At 62.4% G+C, this 16,604-nt stretch carries 14 protein-coding genes; 2 read left to right on the top strand and 12 right to left on the bottom strand.

Annotated elements, in window-relative coordinates; all coding sequences use genetic code 11:
* Positions 1 to 3: 3 nt before the first annotated feature.
* From HDR50_RS06330 to HDR50_RS06285, 10 genes are all read right to left on the bottom strand, one after another.
* Positions 4 to 1,143, bottom strand: a complete 1,140-nt coding sequence (locus tag HDR50_RS06330; RefSeq protein ID WP_291356980.1) for a hypothetical protein — start codon at positions 1,141 to 1,143, stop codon at positions 4 to 6.
* Between the two features lie 14 nt (positions 1,144 to 1,157).
* Positions 1,158 to 3,233 carry a glycosyltransferase gene (locus HDR50_RS06325; RefSeq protein ID WP_291356978.1) on the bottom strand — a complete coding sequence of 692 codons (2,076 nt, stop codon included), beginning with the start codon at positions 3,231 to 3,233 and terminating at the stop codon, positions 1,158 to 1,160.
* A 44-nt stretch (positions 3,234 to 3,277) separates the two neighbouring features.
* The gene (locus HDR50_RS06320) at positions 3,278 to 4,462 is read right to left on the bottom strand and encodes a class I SAM-dependent methyltransferase (protein WP_291356976.1); all 1,185 of its coding nucleotides are present in this window, start codon (positions 4,460 to 4,462) and stop codon (positions 3,278 to 3,280) included.
* An 89-nt stretch (positions 4,463 to 4,551) separates the two neighbouring features.
* Positions 4,552 to 6,180, bottom strand: a complete 1,629-nt coding sequence (locus tag HDR50_RS06315; RefSeq protein WP_291357228.1) for a polysaccharide deacetylase family protein — start codon at positions 6,178 to 6,180, stop codon at positions 4,552 to 4,554.
* Positions 6,181 to 6,259: 79 nt separating this feature from the next.
* Positions 6,260 to 7,555, bottom strand: a complete 1,296-nt coding sequence (locus HDR50_RS06310) for a glycosyltransferase (protein WP_291356974.1) — start codon at positions 7,553 to 7,555, stop codon at positions 6,260 to 6,262.
* Positions 7,546 to 8,922 (bottom strand): glycosyltransferase, encoded by a 1,377-nt coding sequence (locus HDR50_RS06305; protein WP_291356972.1) that lies wholly within the window; start codon positions 8,920 to 8,922, stop codon positions 7,546 to 7,548. Before HDR50_RS06305 ends, HDR50_RS06310 begins: the two co-directional genes overlap by 10 nt.
* Positions 8,923 to 8,926: 4 nt before the next feature.
* Positions 8,927 to 9,583 carry a transferase gene (locus HDR50_RS06300; RefSeq protein WP_291356971.1) on the bottom strand — a complete coding sequence of 219 codons (657 nt, stop codon included), beginning with the start codon at positions 9,581 to 9,583 and terminating at the stop codon, positions 8,927 to 8,929.
* Between the two features lies 1 nt (position 9,584).
* Positions 9,585 to 10,331, bottom strand: a complete 747-nt coding sequence (locus tag HDR50_RS06295) for an SDR family oxidoreductase (RefSeq protein ID WP_291356970.1) — start codon at positions 10,329 to 10,331, stop codon at positions 9,585 to 9,587.
* Positions 10,331 to 10,579, bottom strand: coding sequence for an acyl carrier protein (locus HDR50_RS06290; protein WP_291356969.1), 249 nt, complete (start codon positions 10,577 to 10,579; stop codon positions 10,331 to 10,333). Before HDR50_RS06290 ends, HDR50_RS06295 begins: the two co-directional genes overlap by 1 nt.
* Positions 10,569 to 11,732, bottom strand: coding sequence for a ketoacyl-ACP synthase III (locus HDR50_RS06285; protein ID WP_291356967.1), 1,164 nt, complete (start codon positions 11,730 to 11,732; stop codon positions 10,569 to 10,571). Before HDR50_RS06285 ends, HDR50_RS06290 begins: the two co-directional genes overlap by 11 nt.
* 676 nt (positions 11,733 to 12,408) lie before the next feature.
* On the opposite strand from HDR50_RS06285, the gene wbaP reads away from it, so the two are divergent.
* Both wbaP and HDR50_RS06275 read left to right on the top strand, forming a co-directional pair.
* Positions 12,409 to 13,809, top strand: a complete 1,401-nt coding sequence (gene wbaP, locus HDR50_RS06280; protein WP_291356965.1) for an undecaprenyl-phosphate galactose phosphotransferase WbaP — start codon at positions 12,409 to 12,411, stop codon at positions 13,807 to 13,809.
* Entirely contained in the window at positions 13,809 to 14,930 is a 1,122-nt protein-coding gene (locus HDR50_RS06275) for a glycosyltransferase family 9 protein (protein WP_291356963.1), read from the top strand. Before wbaP ends, HDR50_RS06275 begins: the two co-directional genes overlap by 1 nt.
* Positions 14,931 to 15,002: 72 nt before the next feature.
* Here the strand turns inward: HDR50_RS06275 and dnaJ are convergent, their stop codons facing one another.
* The gene (gene dnaJ / locus HDR50_RS06270; RefSeq protein WP_291356961.1) at positions 15,003 to 16,115 is read right to left on the bottom strand and encodes a molecular chaperone DnaJ; all 1,113 of its coding nucleotides are present in this window, start codon (positions 16,113 to 16,115) and stop codon (positions 15,003 to 15,005) included.
* A gap of 57 nt (positions 16,116 to 16,172) precedes the next feature.
* Positions 16,173 to 16,436 carry a DNA-directed RNA polymerase subunit omega gene (gene rpoZ, locus HDR50_RS06265; RefSeq protein WP_291356958.1) on the bottom strand — a complete coding sequence of 88 codons (264 nt, stop codon included), beginning with the start codon at positions 16,434 to 16,436 and terminating at the stop codon, positions 16,173 to 16,175.
* Positions 16,437 to 16,604: the final 168 nt, after the last annotated feature.

Here is a 16,604-nt window from a genome sequence, read left to right as displayed (position 1 = left end):
GTGTCAGTCCCCGGGCGTGGCGCCCGCCCCAGCGGCAAGGATCGAGGCCAGCGCTGTGGAAAAGTCTTGCGTGGCTTGCCAAGAAGAGGAAGCGTCTCGGCCGCAGGCTGTAAGGCAATGCTCATGATTCTGGAAGAACTGTCGGAGCGCGGAGCCGAACTGCCGATCCGAGCGGGCGAAGTCCAGCAGGCCATCATTGGTCAGGGCCACGCAGTCTGCCAGTTTCTGGGCGAACGCATGCCTGCGTGAAATATCCGCACAATAGTCAAGAAGAAGTTCCGGCTCCTGTTCCAGCCTTTGACGAACAATATTCATCGCATTGGTGCGCGAGTGGTGGTCGTACTCACAAAGCACAAATGCCAGCTCGCCCTCGTAGTCGCCCAGTGAAAAGCCATAGTCAGCCGGGTCGCGGAGCAGGACGATGTCCTGCTCCAGCCCGTAGGAAGAGCAAAATTCATATGGACATGGCTTAATGGCGAACCAGGCATCGCCATGACGCAGACGAAGTTTTTTTATAAAACGGACAAAGCTGTTTTCTTTCCTGTACACCAACGATCGCGGTATGGAAAAACCGGGGATGCTCCCTTGGGGGAGCTTTCCCTTTTCCAACAGGGCGAGGAGAGAAAGCAGGCTTCTTTCCGCATTTTCAGGGTAAAGCTCCCGGATGTCGAAAACAAGGAAGTTGTGCATTCGGGGCGCCACCAGGGGCAGGAGTTTCCAGCTCGTGTTCATGTTTGGCGCGTCGAGCAGTGTTTCCGTCATGGTTTTCACATCGGCGCACCCATAGAGCTTGGTCGCGTGCCCTGGGCGGTCGAAGACTCCCGCTGTTGCTTCAGCCCACCAAAGAACGTGAGTGTTGACGACGCTTTTGAGGCGCTCCAGAGGGTCGCGGCTCAGGACGACCAGCGTGCATTGCGGGCTGCAGCGTGCGAGGATCGCGTCCAGGAAGCCCTCGTCCAGGGCCGGGGTATCGAGGATGAGCCCCTTGGCGGTGTGTCCTGGGTTTCGGAGGAATTCCCTAATCGCCTTCTCGCTGATGCCATGCGAAAGACAACTGATGCCGGGCAGCATGTTCGCATAGGTGTGGAAGGCATGGATTCCGGTGCCGTGCGCAGCGAGGACAAGAAAATCAATGGTGTCCATGGGTGGAAGATTCTTTACAGAGGAGTTTTGCCGATACCGCCAAAGGGCGCTTCTGTGCCCGTCGGGCCCCCAGGCTGGGGAGATCTGGATTCCGCTTTCAGTTTTTTCAGGTTTTTCAAAAAGTTGAGCGTGAACTCAGGATATTTTTTGCTGGCCTCGTCCAGAAGGTTCGAGGTGCCGTCCCTGGCCTGAATTTCAAGAAAGTCTGCGAAGACGCCATTGGCCAAGGTGGAAAAGGCGCGAAAATACCTGTTCTTGAAGTGCGCGTTCATGGCCGCATAGGTCTCCAACTCCTCCATACCGTGCTGGCGGCGCAAATTCACATGGGAAATGAAGGAATCGGCATAGTAGGAGGCAGAATGGCGTCTGTAGACGGACATGATTTCCGGAATGAAGCCGATCTTGCCGGTCTCCGCATGAAGGAGGTGCCAGTACCAATCGCCCGGACAAAGGTCGGGGCGGAACCAGTCCGGGAGCCCCTCGCGGAAACGCCAGCGGTAGACCACGGAGTTGGTCTGGATGAGGTTGCCGTTGAGCATGTCGGCCAGATAATACTTCTTGCGGAGGCCCCGCGGGAGCATATGCTGCGGCGGATGAACAAAGGGGGGATACTTCTTGTCCTCAAAAACCGCCAGCACGGGATGAAAACAGAGGGCGCAATCGGGGTTCTCCTCGAGGAAGTCCACCTGTTTCTGGAGCTTGGTCGGCTCTGTAAAGTAGTCATCGCCGTCGCACAGCGCAGCGTATTTTGTCCGGCAACGTGAAAGCAGGCCCCACGTGTTTTCGTAGGGAATGTGCTTTGCCAGCAAGACGGGGCGGATAGAAGGGTGCTTTGCCGCGTACTCGGCAATGATCGCCGGGGTAGCGTCCTCTGAACAGTGGTCGAGAACGATATGCTGGACGGGAAATTCCGTTTTTTGCTCCAGAACGCTATCCATGCATTGCGCGATATATTTTTCCTGGTTATAGGCCATGGTCAATACCGTGAGGAGGGCAGGTTCCTCCGGTTCGCCCACCTGGCGAAATTCCGCAGGCGCATCCTCGCTCAGCACGGTGTAGAGAGCCCGCTGATCCTCGTTGAGGAGGACTTCGTCGTTATGCAGCCTGGCAAGCAGCGCACGCCGCGTTTCCGGCTCAAGCTCGCGGGCGAAGGCTCTTATGCTGGCCGCGTCCGGCGTCGCGAACCTGTCTGCAACAGAGGTTTCGGAAAACCAGGGGGGAATGCCGAGCGAGCCTTGCGGCAGCGCAAGCATTGTTTCGAGGCGAGTCGTTGCTGGCCCGCACTGCTCCAGGTACATGGCCTTGACATCCTCCGGGGTCATGACATCGTTGGCGCGTCCGGCGTCCAAGGCCTGAAGTGACGCCATGAGCTTGGCATCATCGATAGGCGGCCATGCGTTATAGGCGACACTGGGAACCCAGGCAAGGCGCCTCGCCGCATGCGAATGGAGGAAGAGCGACGAATATGGAGTCCCCAAGGGGGCCTCAAGCGGGGCATGCCCGAGGAAATCGGCGACCACATCCAGGAGCGGGAGATTGGCCACGGCCTCCGTGGGCGCCGACGTATCCGCCACAAGGCGGTGGCCCGCGGCGCCAAAACGGCTCTCCATGCCGGTGAGCAGGTCAGGGAGCTGACCGCACAGGGAAACCATGTCCTTATAATATTCTTCGAGCCCTGCGAAATACGAGCCCTTCCACTCACGCCAATGGTATTCAAGAAGAAGTGAAGGGCGCCCCACGATGGTCAACGCCTTCACTTCATGCTGCGAAAAATCGACGCGTTCCTTCAGCGCCTCCCAGGCTTTCGCATGGGCTGTCTCCGAAAAGGTCGGGATAAGGCACAGCACGTCCTTGTTTTTCCCGAGTTCTTCCGCAATGGTGGTGAAATGCTGCTCCTGCAGGGCGCTGAACGTATCCTGAGGGAAATAGGGCCAGAGATGGCGATGAGAGGGGATGAGATCGTTATACGCGTTGTCGAAGGGCGCAAAGACCATACCACGGGCGGCAAGCCGTTCCCGGTTGGCAAGAAGGGCTGCGAAAAGCCATGCCCGTGAGGGGCCCAGATCGGTATAAAGCAACAGACGTCCCATTCATCTCCCCACATGAGTTAGAAGGCACAAGCCTCAGTAAGTAATCATTTGCGGCAGGCGAGCAACATGGTATGCGGAAAAATACGATTATAAAACATCAGGAAGGGGTTGAAAGGCACAGGAGGCGGGTATGAGCAGATAAGCCGCACTTCTGAAAAATATTTTGCAGCAAGCTTCTTCATATCATTATTATAGGTGTAGCATGTCGCCGTATCAACGAAGTCATAGGCATGGCTTGCGCGATCGAATGCCGTGTCTCCTTTTATCGAGTTGTTTTTCGAGAGCAAGAACCAGAGATAGAAGTACCACCTGAAGTGAAGGCGGTGCCCCAAGGGAACGTGGACATGGCGCTCCATGAAGCAATTCTTCGGAGGATAGACATGCAGCGATATCCCCCCTGGCTTGAGCACTCGCGCCATTTCCGCAAATGCGATGTCTAGGTCGAACACATGCTCGATAACCTGCTGCGAAAAAACTATGTCAAAAGTATCGCTCGGGTAGGGGAGATGCCACTTGCCGGACTTAAGCTGATAGTTGGAGACTCCGGCGTGGCCCCGCTCAGCGTCAACGGCCCCCATTCCATCACGGAAAAATTCCCTGAATGGCGCATATTGGGGCGCGATCCGTGGCTCAAGGTCGTAGCCATAGGCATCGAAGCCAAACGCGCGCAGGGCCACGACCATGTGTCCGTCCCCGCAGCCGAAATCGAGAATTTTTTTTCCGGGCGGGAAACGCAGCCCGCTTTTTGAGCAGGTGATAAAAAAATTATGGACACGTGTGCACTTCTCGGCGACGCCGGGCCTGTAAGCCGCAAGGGGATACGGCAGGAGCGTGACGCCCTTTTCCTGGGCGAGGATGTGGTGAAGAAGGGGGGCTCGCCGGTCGCCCGGATGCATGTTGGAAGGAGGATATCGGTAAGGATCAAAGGCGGCGTTGGGTTTCAGCCCGTAATACATGCCCCGGCGCACGTAGTGTTCCAGCGGATCAATGAGCAGGGGCCCACGGACGTATTTGGCGATGTAGAACTCCCGGTCAAAGCCCTTGCTTGTGGAGGCGAGCTTTTTCTTGAGCCAGGGAAGATACACGTGACGGCAGAGCTTCGCATGGCGCCATGTCCAGCGCCAGCCTTTTTGCCGCACAAGTGGCAGGAAATATGCGAACTCCCGGTTGAGGAATTGGGCGTGTATACGTAACTTCGTGAAGATGTTATTGATTTTTTTTGCGTCCATGTATTTTCCATCCTGGTCGCTTGGCGCCATCGTGTTCGCGTCACTCAAGGCCCCGCGAAGGGCAGAGCCCCACCACGGCAGCGTGGGCTTTAGTCCGTCCCCTGGCGCGCAGGCTGCGCCCGTCCCGTCATCAGCGCGTGCAGCAAAGGATTTGTGGGGTCGGCAATGCTCATATACCTGCGGCGATAGAGCGCGGGATCAAAGTCGGGGTTGGGGCGGTAGCCCTTGGTGGCGCCGAAACGGACAAAGTGTTCCAGGGGGTCCATGATTTCGGGGCCGCGTACATAGGTTTTACGGTACCAGTCCCAGTCGAACAGACCGGAGTGGAAGAGGGTCTCAATGGCGGGCTGGACCATGCTTTCCGGCAGGGGAAGGACGGGCAGCGGGCGCCGAGCGGGCACCATGCCACACCGATGCGCGAAAACATAGACGCAACGGGGCACCTCCTGCAGGGATGGGAGGGCAGCCACGATCTCGAAACCGGCCTTGGCGGCGCTTTGCGCCACCTGGAGCATCCCCAGCCGTGGGCTGCGGTATTCCGAAGGTTTCGTCCTTTCGCTCTCAGGCAGTTCCCATTGGGGGGAATACCACCTGTTGCGCGGATTGCCGTTGAACGATGCGTCCACCTGATCGATGAGGACGCATCCTCCCCGCCTGAGCCTACCCGCGCAGGCCTGGAGAAAGTCGGACAGGACAAAGTCCGCATGATAGATCGCGCAGTTGATCGCCATGATCAGGGCCTGCCCGCCGGGAACATGCTCTGGTTCGAGAAGGCTGCCGCGCATGAGGTTCCAGTCCGCGTCCAGCGAATCCGCCATGCCCTTGGCAACGGCAAGGGCCTTGTTGTCCACATCGCTGCCGCCGAGCGCGGTATAGCCCCTTGTGGCGAGCCAGACGAGATTGTTGCCGCTGCCGCATCCCAGTTCAAAGATGGGGGCGTCATGTTCCAGATGGGCGTATATCCAGCCCATGGCCAACTGGAGTTCCCGGCGGTTAAGCCGGTTTTCGGCAGTGCTCACAAACCACGGCTGCGCCTCATGTTGTGCCACGAGGCGCTTGAGCAGCCTGATGTCCCCTTCGTAGTCGAAAGAAGGCATGGGCAACGGTGTTGCCGCGTCCCCCTGCCCCCCTGACGCGAGTGCGGTTTCCAGCCGTTCGAGGCTCAGCGGAAATGTGTCAAACGTACTCCCAGGATAAAAACGGTGATGATGGTATCGGTACCAGATGCCCGGTTCCAGCGTCAACGTTGCCAGCCGCTCTTCCAGATGTACGCCTTCGTCACCAAGCACCCGCAGGCCGAGGACGTTGGCGGCGCGTCTTGTCGCAGCATTGCTTTTATTGAAGGGGGGGACGAAAAAACGGATATTCTTGCCCGGGAAAAGCTCCTGCAGGAGGCGCAGCCCCCGCTCCATTTCCGTCAGTTGTTCCTCATACTCCATGGCCGCATAATTGGTATGGTAAAGCCCGTGCAGAGCGATGTCATCCGGGCTTTCGGCCAGATAGCGCACCAGCGCCTCGTTGTTTTCCAAACGGTACGGTTCGGACAGGGAGCGGATGAGGTCATTGGAGAGAAGGGAAAGTGTGGGCCTGTCCGCATACACGCAATATTTGCCGTTATGCCTGTGCGCATAGTTGCAGAGGCCACGCAGGGTCACGGCGTGCAGCTGGCGATAGCCGCGCCGATGAAAAATATCGCAAAAGCGGGGAAAACAGGACATGTCCGTGTCATAGGCGACATCGTCATTGCGAAAAAGCGGGCCGGCGGTCATCTGGGGTTCTCTCTTTGCTCGGTGGTCATCAGTTTTTAATGCGGCGGCATTTGCCAAGCAGATTGCGCCAGAACCAGGCGGCGCGTTCTTTCCACCATTGGATGCTGTAGGGCATGGGTTGTCCAAAGTTGCGAAACAGCCACTCCCGGCGCGCAGCCGAGGAAAGGCGCGCCATGCTGGCGAAAGGCTCGGCAGCATACCCGTCCATGACCGTATGTCCCTTGCTTGCGGCCATTTCACGAAAGAAATTTTCCCACTGGTCAAATACGGCGCGCCGTTCGTAAAGCCGTTGGCACAGCTCCAACGATTTTTCCCCCATTGCCTCGCGCACCCGGGCGGAGGACATGAGGGGGCGCAGGGTATCGGCAAGGCTTTCCGGGGTGGCATCCGGCGCAAGCACGCCGTTCTCGCCGTGATGCACCAGTGAAGTCATGGCCGGGCAGTCTGCGATCCCGACCACGGGTAACCCGGCCGCCATGGCCTCCACAACGGTGTTGGGAAAGCCTTCGACCCGGCTCGGGAGGCAGTAGATGCTGGCCTCGGCGTAATCCTCGGCCACATTCTCGCGGGAGGGGCGAACTGTCACCCTCGCGTCCACGCCAAGGGACGCAGCAAGGCGCCGGAGCCGCCCGCGCTCGGGCCCCACGCCGACGAGCGAAAGCGTCCATCCCGGAAATTCCGGCGCCAGGAGGGCGAAAGCCCGCAGGAGCGCGTCCGCACGTTTCCCCTTGATGAAGCGCCCCAAAAAGAGGATGGCGGGATTTTTGTGCAGTCCGGCCTGGCTTTCAGCCCGCGCGGCCGTCCCGGGGCAGGCGTTGGGAATGAAGCGCACCTTGCACCGCCACTGTTCGGGTACTGTCTCCATATGCACTGGCAAAAGCTCATGGACGGCATCGGCAGCCGCGAGAACCGCATGCCGCCCCGGCCTGTTCCACGAAACCGCCTCGGTGAAACGCGGATCGGAACGTTCGGAACAGATAAAGGGAATGCCCGTTCCCATGCATGCCAGCGCCCAGAGCATGTGGGTGGATTCTGACTGGAGGGAAAGGAAGACATCGGTGCCCCTGCATTTGAGGAGGGTGCGCACATCCGCGATGGCTTTCTGGCTGCCGCGGAAAAAATCGCGGGACAGATGAATGTATTGCGCGCGCGGATCCAGCGTGAAGGGCGGCGGCTTGTGGTAATCCCTGCAGAGGATGAAGACAGTATGGCCGCGCCGGATCATTTCATGGGCAAGATCAGTGGCTACCCGCTCCGTACCACCTTTGCCTATGCAGAGTGTCAATGCGCCAATGGCGATGGTGAGTTTTTTGTCTATAGCCATTGCTGGAGTCGCCACCTGAAGATATACCAGGCCTCCCGGAGCCTGCCCGCCAGGCTGTCGCAGAGCGGTTGGCCGAAATCGCGCAACGCCCATTCCTGGCGCGCCCGGGAGGACAGGCGCGCCATGCTGGCGAAGGGCTCCCTCGAAAAAGCATCCATGACGGTGGCGCCTTTTTGGGCCGCCGCTTCGCGCAGCATCCCTTCCCAGGCGTCAAACACCGCCGTTTCGGAGAAGCGGGCCATGGATTCGCGCGCCGCGGCCCCCAGGCGCTCACGGAGGGGCGCATCAGCCAGCAGGCGTTCCAGTTGCCCCGCAAGGCTTGAAGCATCCATGGCTTGCGCCAAAAGGCCGTTTTTTCCGTGAGTGATGATATCCGCCACACCAGGGCAACCTGCAAACGCCACGCAGGGGAGGCCGGCTGCCATGCCCTCAAGCAACGCGTTGGGCATGCCCTCCGTTCTGGACGAAAAGCAATAGGCCTGTGCTGATGTAAAATGGGCGGGCACATCGCCGCTCTCACCCAGGAACTGTATCCGGCCTTCAAGATTGTGGCGCCCCGCAACCTGCTTCGCATGGGCGCGGATGAGGGGGCCATCAGGGCCGTCGCCCACAATGTGCAGGTCCCAGTCCGGAAATTTTTGCGCTATCAGGGCGAAGGCATCCACGGCCATGCGGCATTGCTTGAGCGGCTCGTGGAGGCGCCCCAGCCAGAGCAGCGTTTTCCGGGCGCCGGGCGCACCCGCCGGGTCCGCGGCGCGCCCGGGAAGTTTCACGGCGTTGGGGATGGCGCGGGCGCGGCCGCGCAAAAAATCCGGCAGGCTGTCCAGGTAGGAGGGCAGAAGCAGGTGGATGGCGTCTGCGCCGCTCATGGCCGCCAGGCGCCCCTTGCGGTTCCAGAACTCGTTTTCGATGGTCTGCGGGCTGTGGCGTTCGGAATACACATAGGGCACGCCCGAACCGAGCAGGGTCACGGCCCAGACAAGATGTGCGCCGTCGGCCATCGGGCACACGCAGACATCCGAATCGAGCTGGCGAATCCTCTCGCGCAGCTGCTGGACCTTAAGGTTCCTGTCCGTAAACTGGAAGTGGAGCACACGGATGCCTTCACGAAGGGGATAATCCCGGGAGATAGGCCTGGTTCCCTGAAGCGGGGCCGGCACGGGCGCAGGCGGATAACTCATGTCGCGCAGAGCGCGCCACAGGCGATACAGCGGGAAGAGCAGCCGGGGCACCGGCCGCTGGTTCAGAATGGTCACGCGATGCCCGCGGTCGGTCATGGCGTTGGCCAGTGCGGCCACGGCCTTGGGGATACCGCCCCGGATCGTGTAGTTGTTGGCGATAAGGATATGCAAGGAGTCCGCGGCCACGGTGTCAGTTCTCCATCGCGCCGATCTTGAGGGCCGGGTTGCCGGAAAGGCGCGCATTGTCGCCGGAGCCTTTGTAGAGCACGCTGCCTGGTGTCAGCAAATTGCCGCTGCCCATGCGCGCATGTTCGAGCAGGACGGCGTGGGGCCCCAGGTGGTTGCCATCACCCATGCTCGCCCCGCCGAGCACGATGGCGTAAGGCGCAAGAAAGTTGAAATCGCCGATGCGCGCGTCGTGCGAAAGATTGGCGGCGCCATTGATATAGTTGCCGTCGCCGATGACCGCATTGGCATAAACGGTGCAGCCCCGCTGGAACACATTGCCTTCGCCCATGACAGCCGAAGGGCAGATGGCCGTCCAGGGGTGGATGAGGTTCATGAGCCTGGCGCCGCGTTCCTTGAGGTGACGAAAGATGTCCCGCCGAAGGTGCGGCGCCCCGACCCCTATGATGTAAAGCTCGTCTGCGCCGACGGCATGGTCTTCCAGCGGCCCGCGGAAAAAGCCGGAAAGTTCCTTCAGGTCGCCCGCATAGCCCCGCCAGCTCAGAAAGCCGCCAAATTCATAATAGGCGCTCAGTCCTGGCGACGCGGCCTGAAGGTCGCGCAAAATCCAGTAACATTCCCGGGCCGCCCCCGAATTGCCGGCAATGAACACCCCTGGCATGTCAGTAGCGCCCCCCGGCAAGGACAAAGTTCTGCCCGGTTATCCAGCGGGCCTGCTCCGAAAGCAGAAAGGCCGCCATGTTGGCCACATCCTCCGGCTGCCCGAAGCCCAGGGGATAGGCGGCAAGCTGTTCTTCCCGGTAGCCCGGCCCCATCATGGCCTCCGCGGCTGCCTCCATGGGCGTTTCCACGATGCCTGGGGCCAGGCAATGCACCCGGATGCCGCGCGGCGCGAGCTCCTGGCTCATGCTCTTGGCCGCGCAGGCGAGGGCAGACTTGGCGGCGCCATAGAGCAGATGTCCCTTTTCGGGATACACGGCAGAAGCTGAGGTCAAAAAACACATCGCGCCCCCGCGCAGACCCACCCGGCGATCCGCGAAGCCCTTGGCGAGCAGGAGCGGCACATGGAAATTGAGGTCGAAATAGGCGCGCGCGCTGTCGAGCTCATACAGCTGCAGGCTGTCCATGATACCGCTTCCGGCCGCATGCGCCAGGCCGAAGAGTTTGCCGTGTTCGGCGGACAGCGAGCGCAACCAGGCAGGGATGGCGTCCATCTGCGAGGTGAAGTCCCGCTCAAGGCTTATCCAGCGGGCCGGCTCGGCGGCTTGGGCCCTTGCCTCGGCGAGTCGCCCGGCGTCACGGCCGACCGCGAGGACCGTCGCGCCGAGCGCCACGCACTTTTGCGCGATGGCCCTGCCGATGCCTGAGCTCGCGCCGGTGACGAGGATGCGCTGCCCTGGCGAAAACATCAGGCGATGGCTCCAGCCGCAAGAGTGATGAGGTCGGCGGGGGTTGTGCAGTTCTTCAGGTCGTCAAAGGTCACGCGCTTGCCGAAGTGCTTGTCGAAAAACGCGATGAGGATCATGAAGGCCAGGGAGTCCCACTCCTCCATCTCCATAAGCGCCGTGTCTTCGGTGAGCGCGGCGTCAGTCTGGAGCATCTCCTGCAACTGGGCGAGAAACTCTGCCCTTGCCATCATGTTACTGCTAGCTGTCATGACGTGAAATTTCTCCTCGAAGGATTTTTTGCCAGCGCTCAACACGCGCGGCGCGTGTGGGACGGTCCGGATCAGGCGTGAAGTCGAGCGTGGGGGAGCAGTTCCAGTGCTCCAGATCGCATAGGCAGGAGCCCCAGGCAAGGCCGATGCCATAGCCGCACATGAGGATCTTCCCCGGGGACGCGACATGACCGAAGGCGTCGCACAAGGCGGCGGGGATGGACGCCGCGGCGAGGTTCCCGTAGCGCGAAAAGGAGTCACCCGGAGCTTTTTCGGGTGGGAACCCGGCCTTTTCGGCAATGGTCCGCACTATCTGGGTATTCGCCTGATGCAGGATCAGCATCGCTATATCGTCGGTCGACAGGGAGGCATGGTGCAGGGCTGCTTCAATGTGCGGCGGTACCACATCCATGGTAAAGTTGAACACAGCGCCGCCGTCCATCCAGGCATCACCGAGTTGCCAGGGATTGCCCATGGGATCAAGGATGTCTTCCGCGAGAACGGCATTCGCCGCCGCATCGCGCAGCAGCGGGATGCGTGCCTGCCCGCCGGGAGTGATGATGGTCTCGAATTCCTGCCCGTTTGTGCCGAAGCCGAATTGCAGGGGAGGGGCGGTCTCGTCGCGGACAAGAAGGGTCGCACTCCCTCCATCGCCAAAAACGGGGGCCATGACGCGGTTGCGCGGGTCTCGCCCTCCCGCGTGCGCGTCGCCCACCAGGAGGAGCGCCTGGCGGGCAGCCCCGGCGCCCACCAGCGAAGAGGCGATCCATAATCCGTAGACGTATCCGCTGCACCCCTGGTTGACATCAAAGGTGGCGCAGCTTGTGGGCAGCCCAAGCCTGTGCTGGAGCTCACAGGCGGTGGCGGGCTGCTTCCAGTCCGGGCTTTGTGAAACAAAGACCAGGGCGTCAATGTTGTCGATCACGCCGGGCATATCGTTCAGAAGCGCCCGGGCCGCATGGGCACAGAGGTCCGAGGCGGTCACATCCGGCGGGCAGACCCGGCGCCTGTCCATCCCGAGAGTAGCGCGCATACGCGCCACTTTTTTGAGGCTGCCGCCATAATAGGCGGCCTCGTCCTCAAGGCGGATCTCATTGGCAGGCACCGCGGCCCGCAAGCCGGCGATGCGTATGTGGTGCAGCTCGTGGAACATTCTTCCCTCACGGCTTTAATTAATGCAAATTACATGCCCTACCAAAATGTTGTATCAGAGGACAAATTGTCAACTAGGGGAGCCCGGATACGGTTTTTTGGCTTAAAAACTGCCATTGTCTGCGACTTGGGCCAAGTATGCAGACTCGTCGCCGTTGCCTGCGATGGCGGCAGTATAGCTGAGAGGAGTTTGAAGGAAAAGTCTTAATTGCGCGGGGACTTAGGAAAACTTTGTGTGCTTGCGGGGCAGAAATGGCGATTCCGCCGGGCATGGGGAAATGCCCGGAAAACAGGGGACCGAGTAATCGGGGTACTTTACCGACACACGCCACCCGGTTGAGCTGATGGAGTGGGAAAACTCCCCGGCAGCCACTCCGCGGGGTCGCAGCGCAGGGGAAAAATCGGGCCCGTCTGGCGCTGGCGATAGATCGCAGTTCAAGGTAACTGTAAAGTGCCGGGAGGTCATGTGCCAGGGCCGACCGCCTGCGGAGCCCACACCCGAATGGCGCCCTGCCAGGGGACGGGCTTGCGCTCAGGGGCTGCTTTGATATAGTGGCTCTCGCGCATTCCGCGAAAACGCACGGCACGGGCAGGCCCATGCCGGGGAGTGCTGTGCCCGCGCCCGGGGGAGGTCCTGTGGGGGGCGGGCAGCCGCACAATCTTTGCCAAGGGCAGCCATGCGCCGGATCTCCCAGCTACCTGTCATCATGCAGCGCGCCGGAATGCCGGTGCGCTCTGTTGCGCTCGCTCTGTCGGATCTGGCGGCTTTTGTCGGCACCATGTTCGCCCTGCTCATGGCGCGCGCGGCCTTTGGCGGGCTCGACCCGGCCCTCTACCATTGGGTCTTTCCGCTGCTTTTGGTGGCGCCCTTCCTCGGCAGCTCCCTCGGCCTGTATCGGAGCATCAGCCTCCCCCCCCACCGGGAGATGAAGGCCGTCTTTCTCTTTGTCAGTCTGCTTTATGCCCTCATCCTGCTCGTGCTCTTTCTTTCCAAGACGGGCGACCTGTATTCGCGGCTCGTCATATTCGGCGGCTGGGCCGCGACCCTGGTGACCTTGCCCCTGCTGCGCGCCGCGTGCATCCGCATTTTCTCGCGCCTGCCGTGGTGGAGCAGTCCGCTGATCATCCTTGGCAGCGGCGCCCGCGCCAAACGCCTGTGGCACTATTTGCGGCGCCACCCGCAACACGGCCTGCGCCCGGTGGCCATGCTCGACCTCTCCGGCGAGCCGGAAGAAGTGGATGCCCTGCTCGGCGCCGCCGCCCGGAACTGGCCCGGCGGGGTCGCCCTGCTCATGCACGGGGCGGGGGAGCGGCCTTCCGCGGATTATGTCAGTGCGGTGAGCCGCCATTTTGCCAAGGTCCTCGTGGTGCCGGATCTTTCGGCCGGCTTCCGCCGCTATTGGCTCACCCCCTGCGAGCTCAGCGGCGTGACCATGCTCCTGCTCACCCAAAACCTGCATGACTGGCGGCGCCTTGCCGTCAAGCGGGCCATCGACATCCTGTTCTGTATCCTTCTCGCCCCGCTGGTCGTGCCGCTGGGCCTCGTGCTCGCGCTGCTCATCCGGCTGGACAGCCCCGGCTCCCCGCTGTACCGGCAGACGCGTCTCGGCCGGAACGGCCGGCTCATGCATGTCTATAAATTCCGCACCATGGTGGCTGACGCGGACGCGAAGCTCAAGGAATGGCTCGCGCGGGATCCGGAACTTCAGGCCGAGTGGGAGCGCGACCACAAGCTCAAGCATGACCCGCGCATCACCCGCATGGGCCGTTTTTTGCGCAAGACGAGCCTGGACGAGCTGCCCCAGCTGCTCAACGTGGCCCTGGGCGACATGAGCCTCGTTGGACCCAGGCCCATCGTGGGCGCGGAAGTGAAGAAGTACGGGCCTGTCTATGACGAATATCGCCGGGTGCGGCCGGGCGTCACGGGCCTGTGGCAGATCTCGGGCCGCAACAACACGACCTACGCCGAGCGCGTGGCCTTTGACCACTACTATATCAATAACTGGTCGGTCTGGATGGATCTCTGGATACTGGCGAAAACCGTCCCGGTGGTTCTGACCGGCTACGGTGCCTATTGATGGCGGGCGAGCGTGGCAACAGGCTCCTGCGCCGGCTGGACTGGTACGCGGGCATCCCGTTGGCGGCGGTGACGGCGGCGGCGCGCGCGGCGGAACGTCCACGGGCATGCGCGGCCTCGGAAGCGAAGCGCGTGGGCGTCATCTGCCTGGGCGCCATCGGCGACCTCCTGCTGCTCTCCGGGCTTTTGCGGGGCCTCAGACGTCAACTTCCCGGGGCTGAGCTCGAGCTCATCGTTTCCACCGGCAATGCCGAGACGCTGCCGCTCATCGGCGATACGGACGCCGTGGCCGTGTTCAATGTGCGCCATGTGGGCGCCATCGTGCGTCACCTGCGCGGCCGACGCTATGACCTTCTCTTCGACAGCACCCAATGGGCGCGGCTCGGCGCCATCGTCTCCAACCTCTCCGGGGCCCGGCTCACCGTGGGCTTTTCCACGGCCGGGCAATGGCGGGGCCTGGGTTATGACCATGTTGCCACGCACAGCGGCCAGCAGCATGAAAAGGAGAATTTCCTCGCTCTTGGGAGAACCCTCTGGCCGGACTTTTCCGCCGAGCCCGTGCTGTGCCTGCCCGACACGGTGCCGGCGCTGGCCGCGGAGCTGGCCGACGGGCGGCGCCACGCCTTTCTGCATATGTGGCCGGCAGGCTACAAGTGCCATCTCAAGGAGTGGCCGGCGGCGCACTGGGCGCGGCTTGCGCGCGAGCTCACGGCGCGGGGCTTCAGCGTCTGGCTCACAGGGAGCGCGGCCGACATCGAACACAACGACGCCTTTCTTCGCGAGCAGCTGGCCGGCGCGGAGCATGTCCACTCCCTCGCCGGGCGCACCACCCTGCCTGACCTGGCGTGGCTTTTGGCGCGCGCCGACGCCGTGGTTTCGGTGAACACCGGCATCATGCACCTCGCCGCCCTCACGGGCGCGCCCACCGTGGGCCTGCACGGCGCGACCAATCCGCGCCGCTGGGGGCCCGTGGGGCCGCGCTGCGTGAGCCTTTTGCCGTCCAAGGGGCAGCGGGCCTATCTTGACCTGGGTTTTGAGTATCCGCCAGGGGCCGAGCCGGCCCTCGTGCATCTCTCGGTGGAAGAGGTGCTCGCGGCGCTGGCCTCGCTGGGCGCGCTTTAAGAAAGAAAAAATGGCGCCCCACCACACGATGCGGGCGCCATTTCTCATGGCTTCACGGATTTCGCCGCCGTCTCAGTCCAAGCCCATGGCCTTGCCGATCTTCTTGGCGGCGTTCTTGACCTTGGCGAAGGGCGTTTCCTCGCCGGCGCGTTCAAATTCGCGCAAAAGTTCCTCCTGGCGGGCGCTCAGGCGCGTGGGCGTGACCACCTTCACGGACACGAGCAGGTCGCCGCGCTGCTTGCGGCCAGGCCATGGCATGCCCTGGCCCGCGAGGCGCAAAAGCGCGCCGGACTGCACGCCCTTGGGGATGTCCATGCCCAAGGGGCCGTCGATGCCCGGCACCTCCACGCGACAGCCGAGGGCGGCCTGCACGAAGCTGAGCTCCTGGGTGAAGATGAGGTCCTGGCCGCGCCGTTCCCAGCGGGCGTCCTGCTCGACGGTGAGCACCACATAGAGGTCACCGGGGGGGCCGCCATGCCCGCCGGCCTCGCCCTCGCCGCGCACCCGAAGACGCGTGCCGTTGTCCACGCCGGCGGGGATGCGCACCTTGATCTCGTGTTCATCCTCCACGCGGCCTTCGCCCTTGCAGCGGGGGCAGGGCTTTTTGATGATGTGGCCCGTGCCGCCGCAGGCGGTGCAGGGCATGGCGAGCTGGAAAAAGCCCTGGTTGCGGCGCACCTGGCCCGTGCCGTGGCACTGGGGGCAGGTTTCCGGCCTGGTGCCCGGGGCTGCGCCGCTGCCCTTGCAGTCGGGGCATTCCACATGGTGCGGCACGGAAAGGCTGATCTCGTCGCCGTGGGCGGCCTGGGCGAAGCTGATGGTCAGGTTGTAGCGCAGGTCGGCGCCGGCCTGCGCGCGGGAGCCGCGGGCGCCTCCCGCAAAGCCGAACAGGTCGCCAAAAATGTCGCTGAAATGGGCGAAGATGTCTTCGGCATTGCCGAAGCCGCCGGCGCCGCTGCCCTGCACGCCGGCATGGCCGAAGCGGTCGTAGCGGGCGCGTTTTTCCGGGTCGCGGAGCACTTCATACGCCTCGGCCGCTTCGCGGAACTTCACCTCTGCGTCGGCGTCGCCCGGGTTCCTGTCCGGGTGATAGCGCATGGCGAGCTTGCGGTAGGCGTGTCGGATCTCCTCGGTGCCGGCGTCGCGCGAGACGCTGAGCACTTCGTAATAATCGCGTACTGTCATGATCTGGCGTACAGTCCTTGTGGGCGGCGCGACACCGGCGCGCCGTCATCCGGGCTGTCAGTTCCCGGAAGTTGCCTCGTCGCCGTGAGTGGCGGCGGGCGCTTCCCCATCGCTCGGAAGCGGCGTATAGAGCGACTTGTCGTCGGGAAGGATCTTGCCGGCCGCTATCTCGCGCAGCGCGGTGACGACTTCCTTGTTGCGCGAATCCAGCAAGGGCTCGTAGCCCTCACGGTACTGGCGCACGCGCTTGATGGCCATCTGCACGAGCAGGAAACGGTTGTCCACGCGCTCCTGACAATCTTCCACGGTGATGCGGGCCATGCTGCCTCCGTTTGCGGCGGGATCGCGCCGGAAAAATAATGCCGCCCACGGCGTTGTAAAGGGGCGGCCCAGGGCCGGGCATGGTGCGCCGGCCGAAACACGCTACTTTAGACGAGGGCGGGGCGCCCGTCAAGCGCCGCGGCGCAGGTCAAAGCCCTCCGGGTGTGC

This window comes from Desulfovibrio sp., from assembly GCF_014803725.1.
GTDB lineage: Bacteria > Desulfobacterota > Desulfovibrionia > Desulfovibrionales > Desulfovibrionaceae > Desulfovibrio.
The sequence above is the reverse complement of the archived record's forward strand: the minus strand, read 5'-3'. Positions and strand labels throughout refer to the sequence as shown.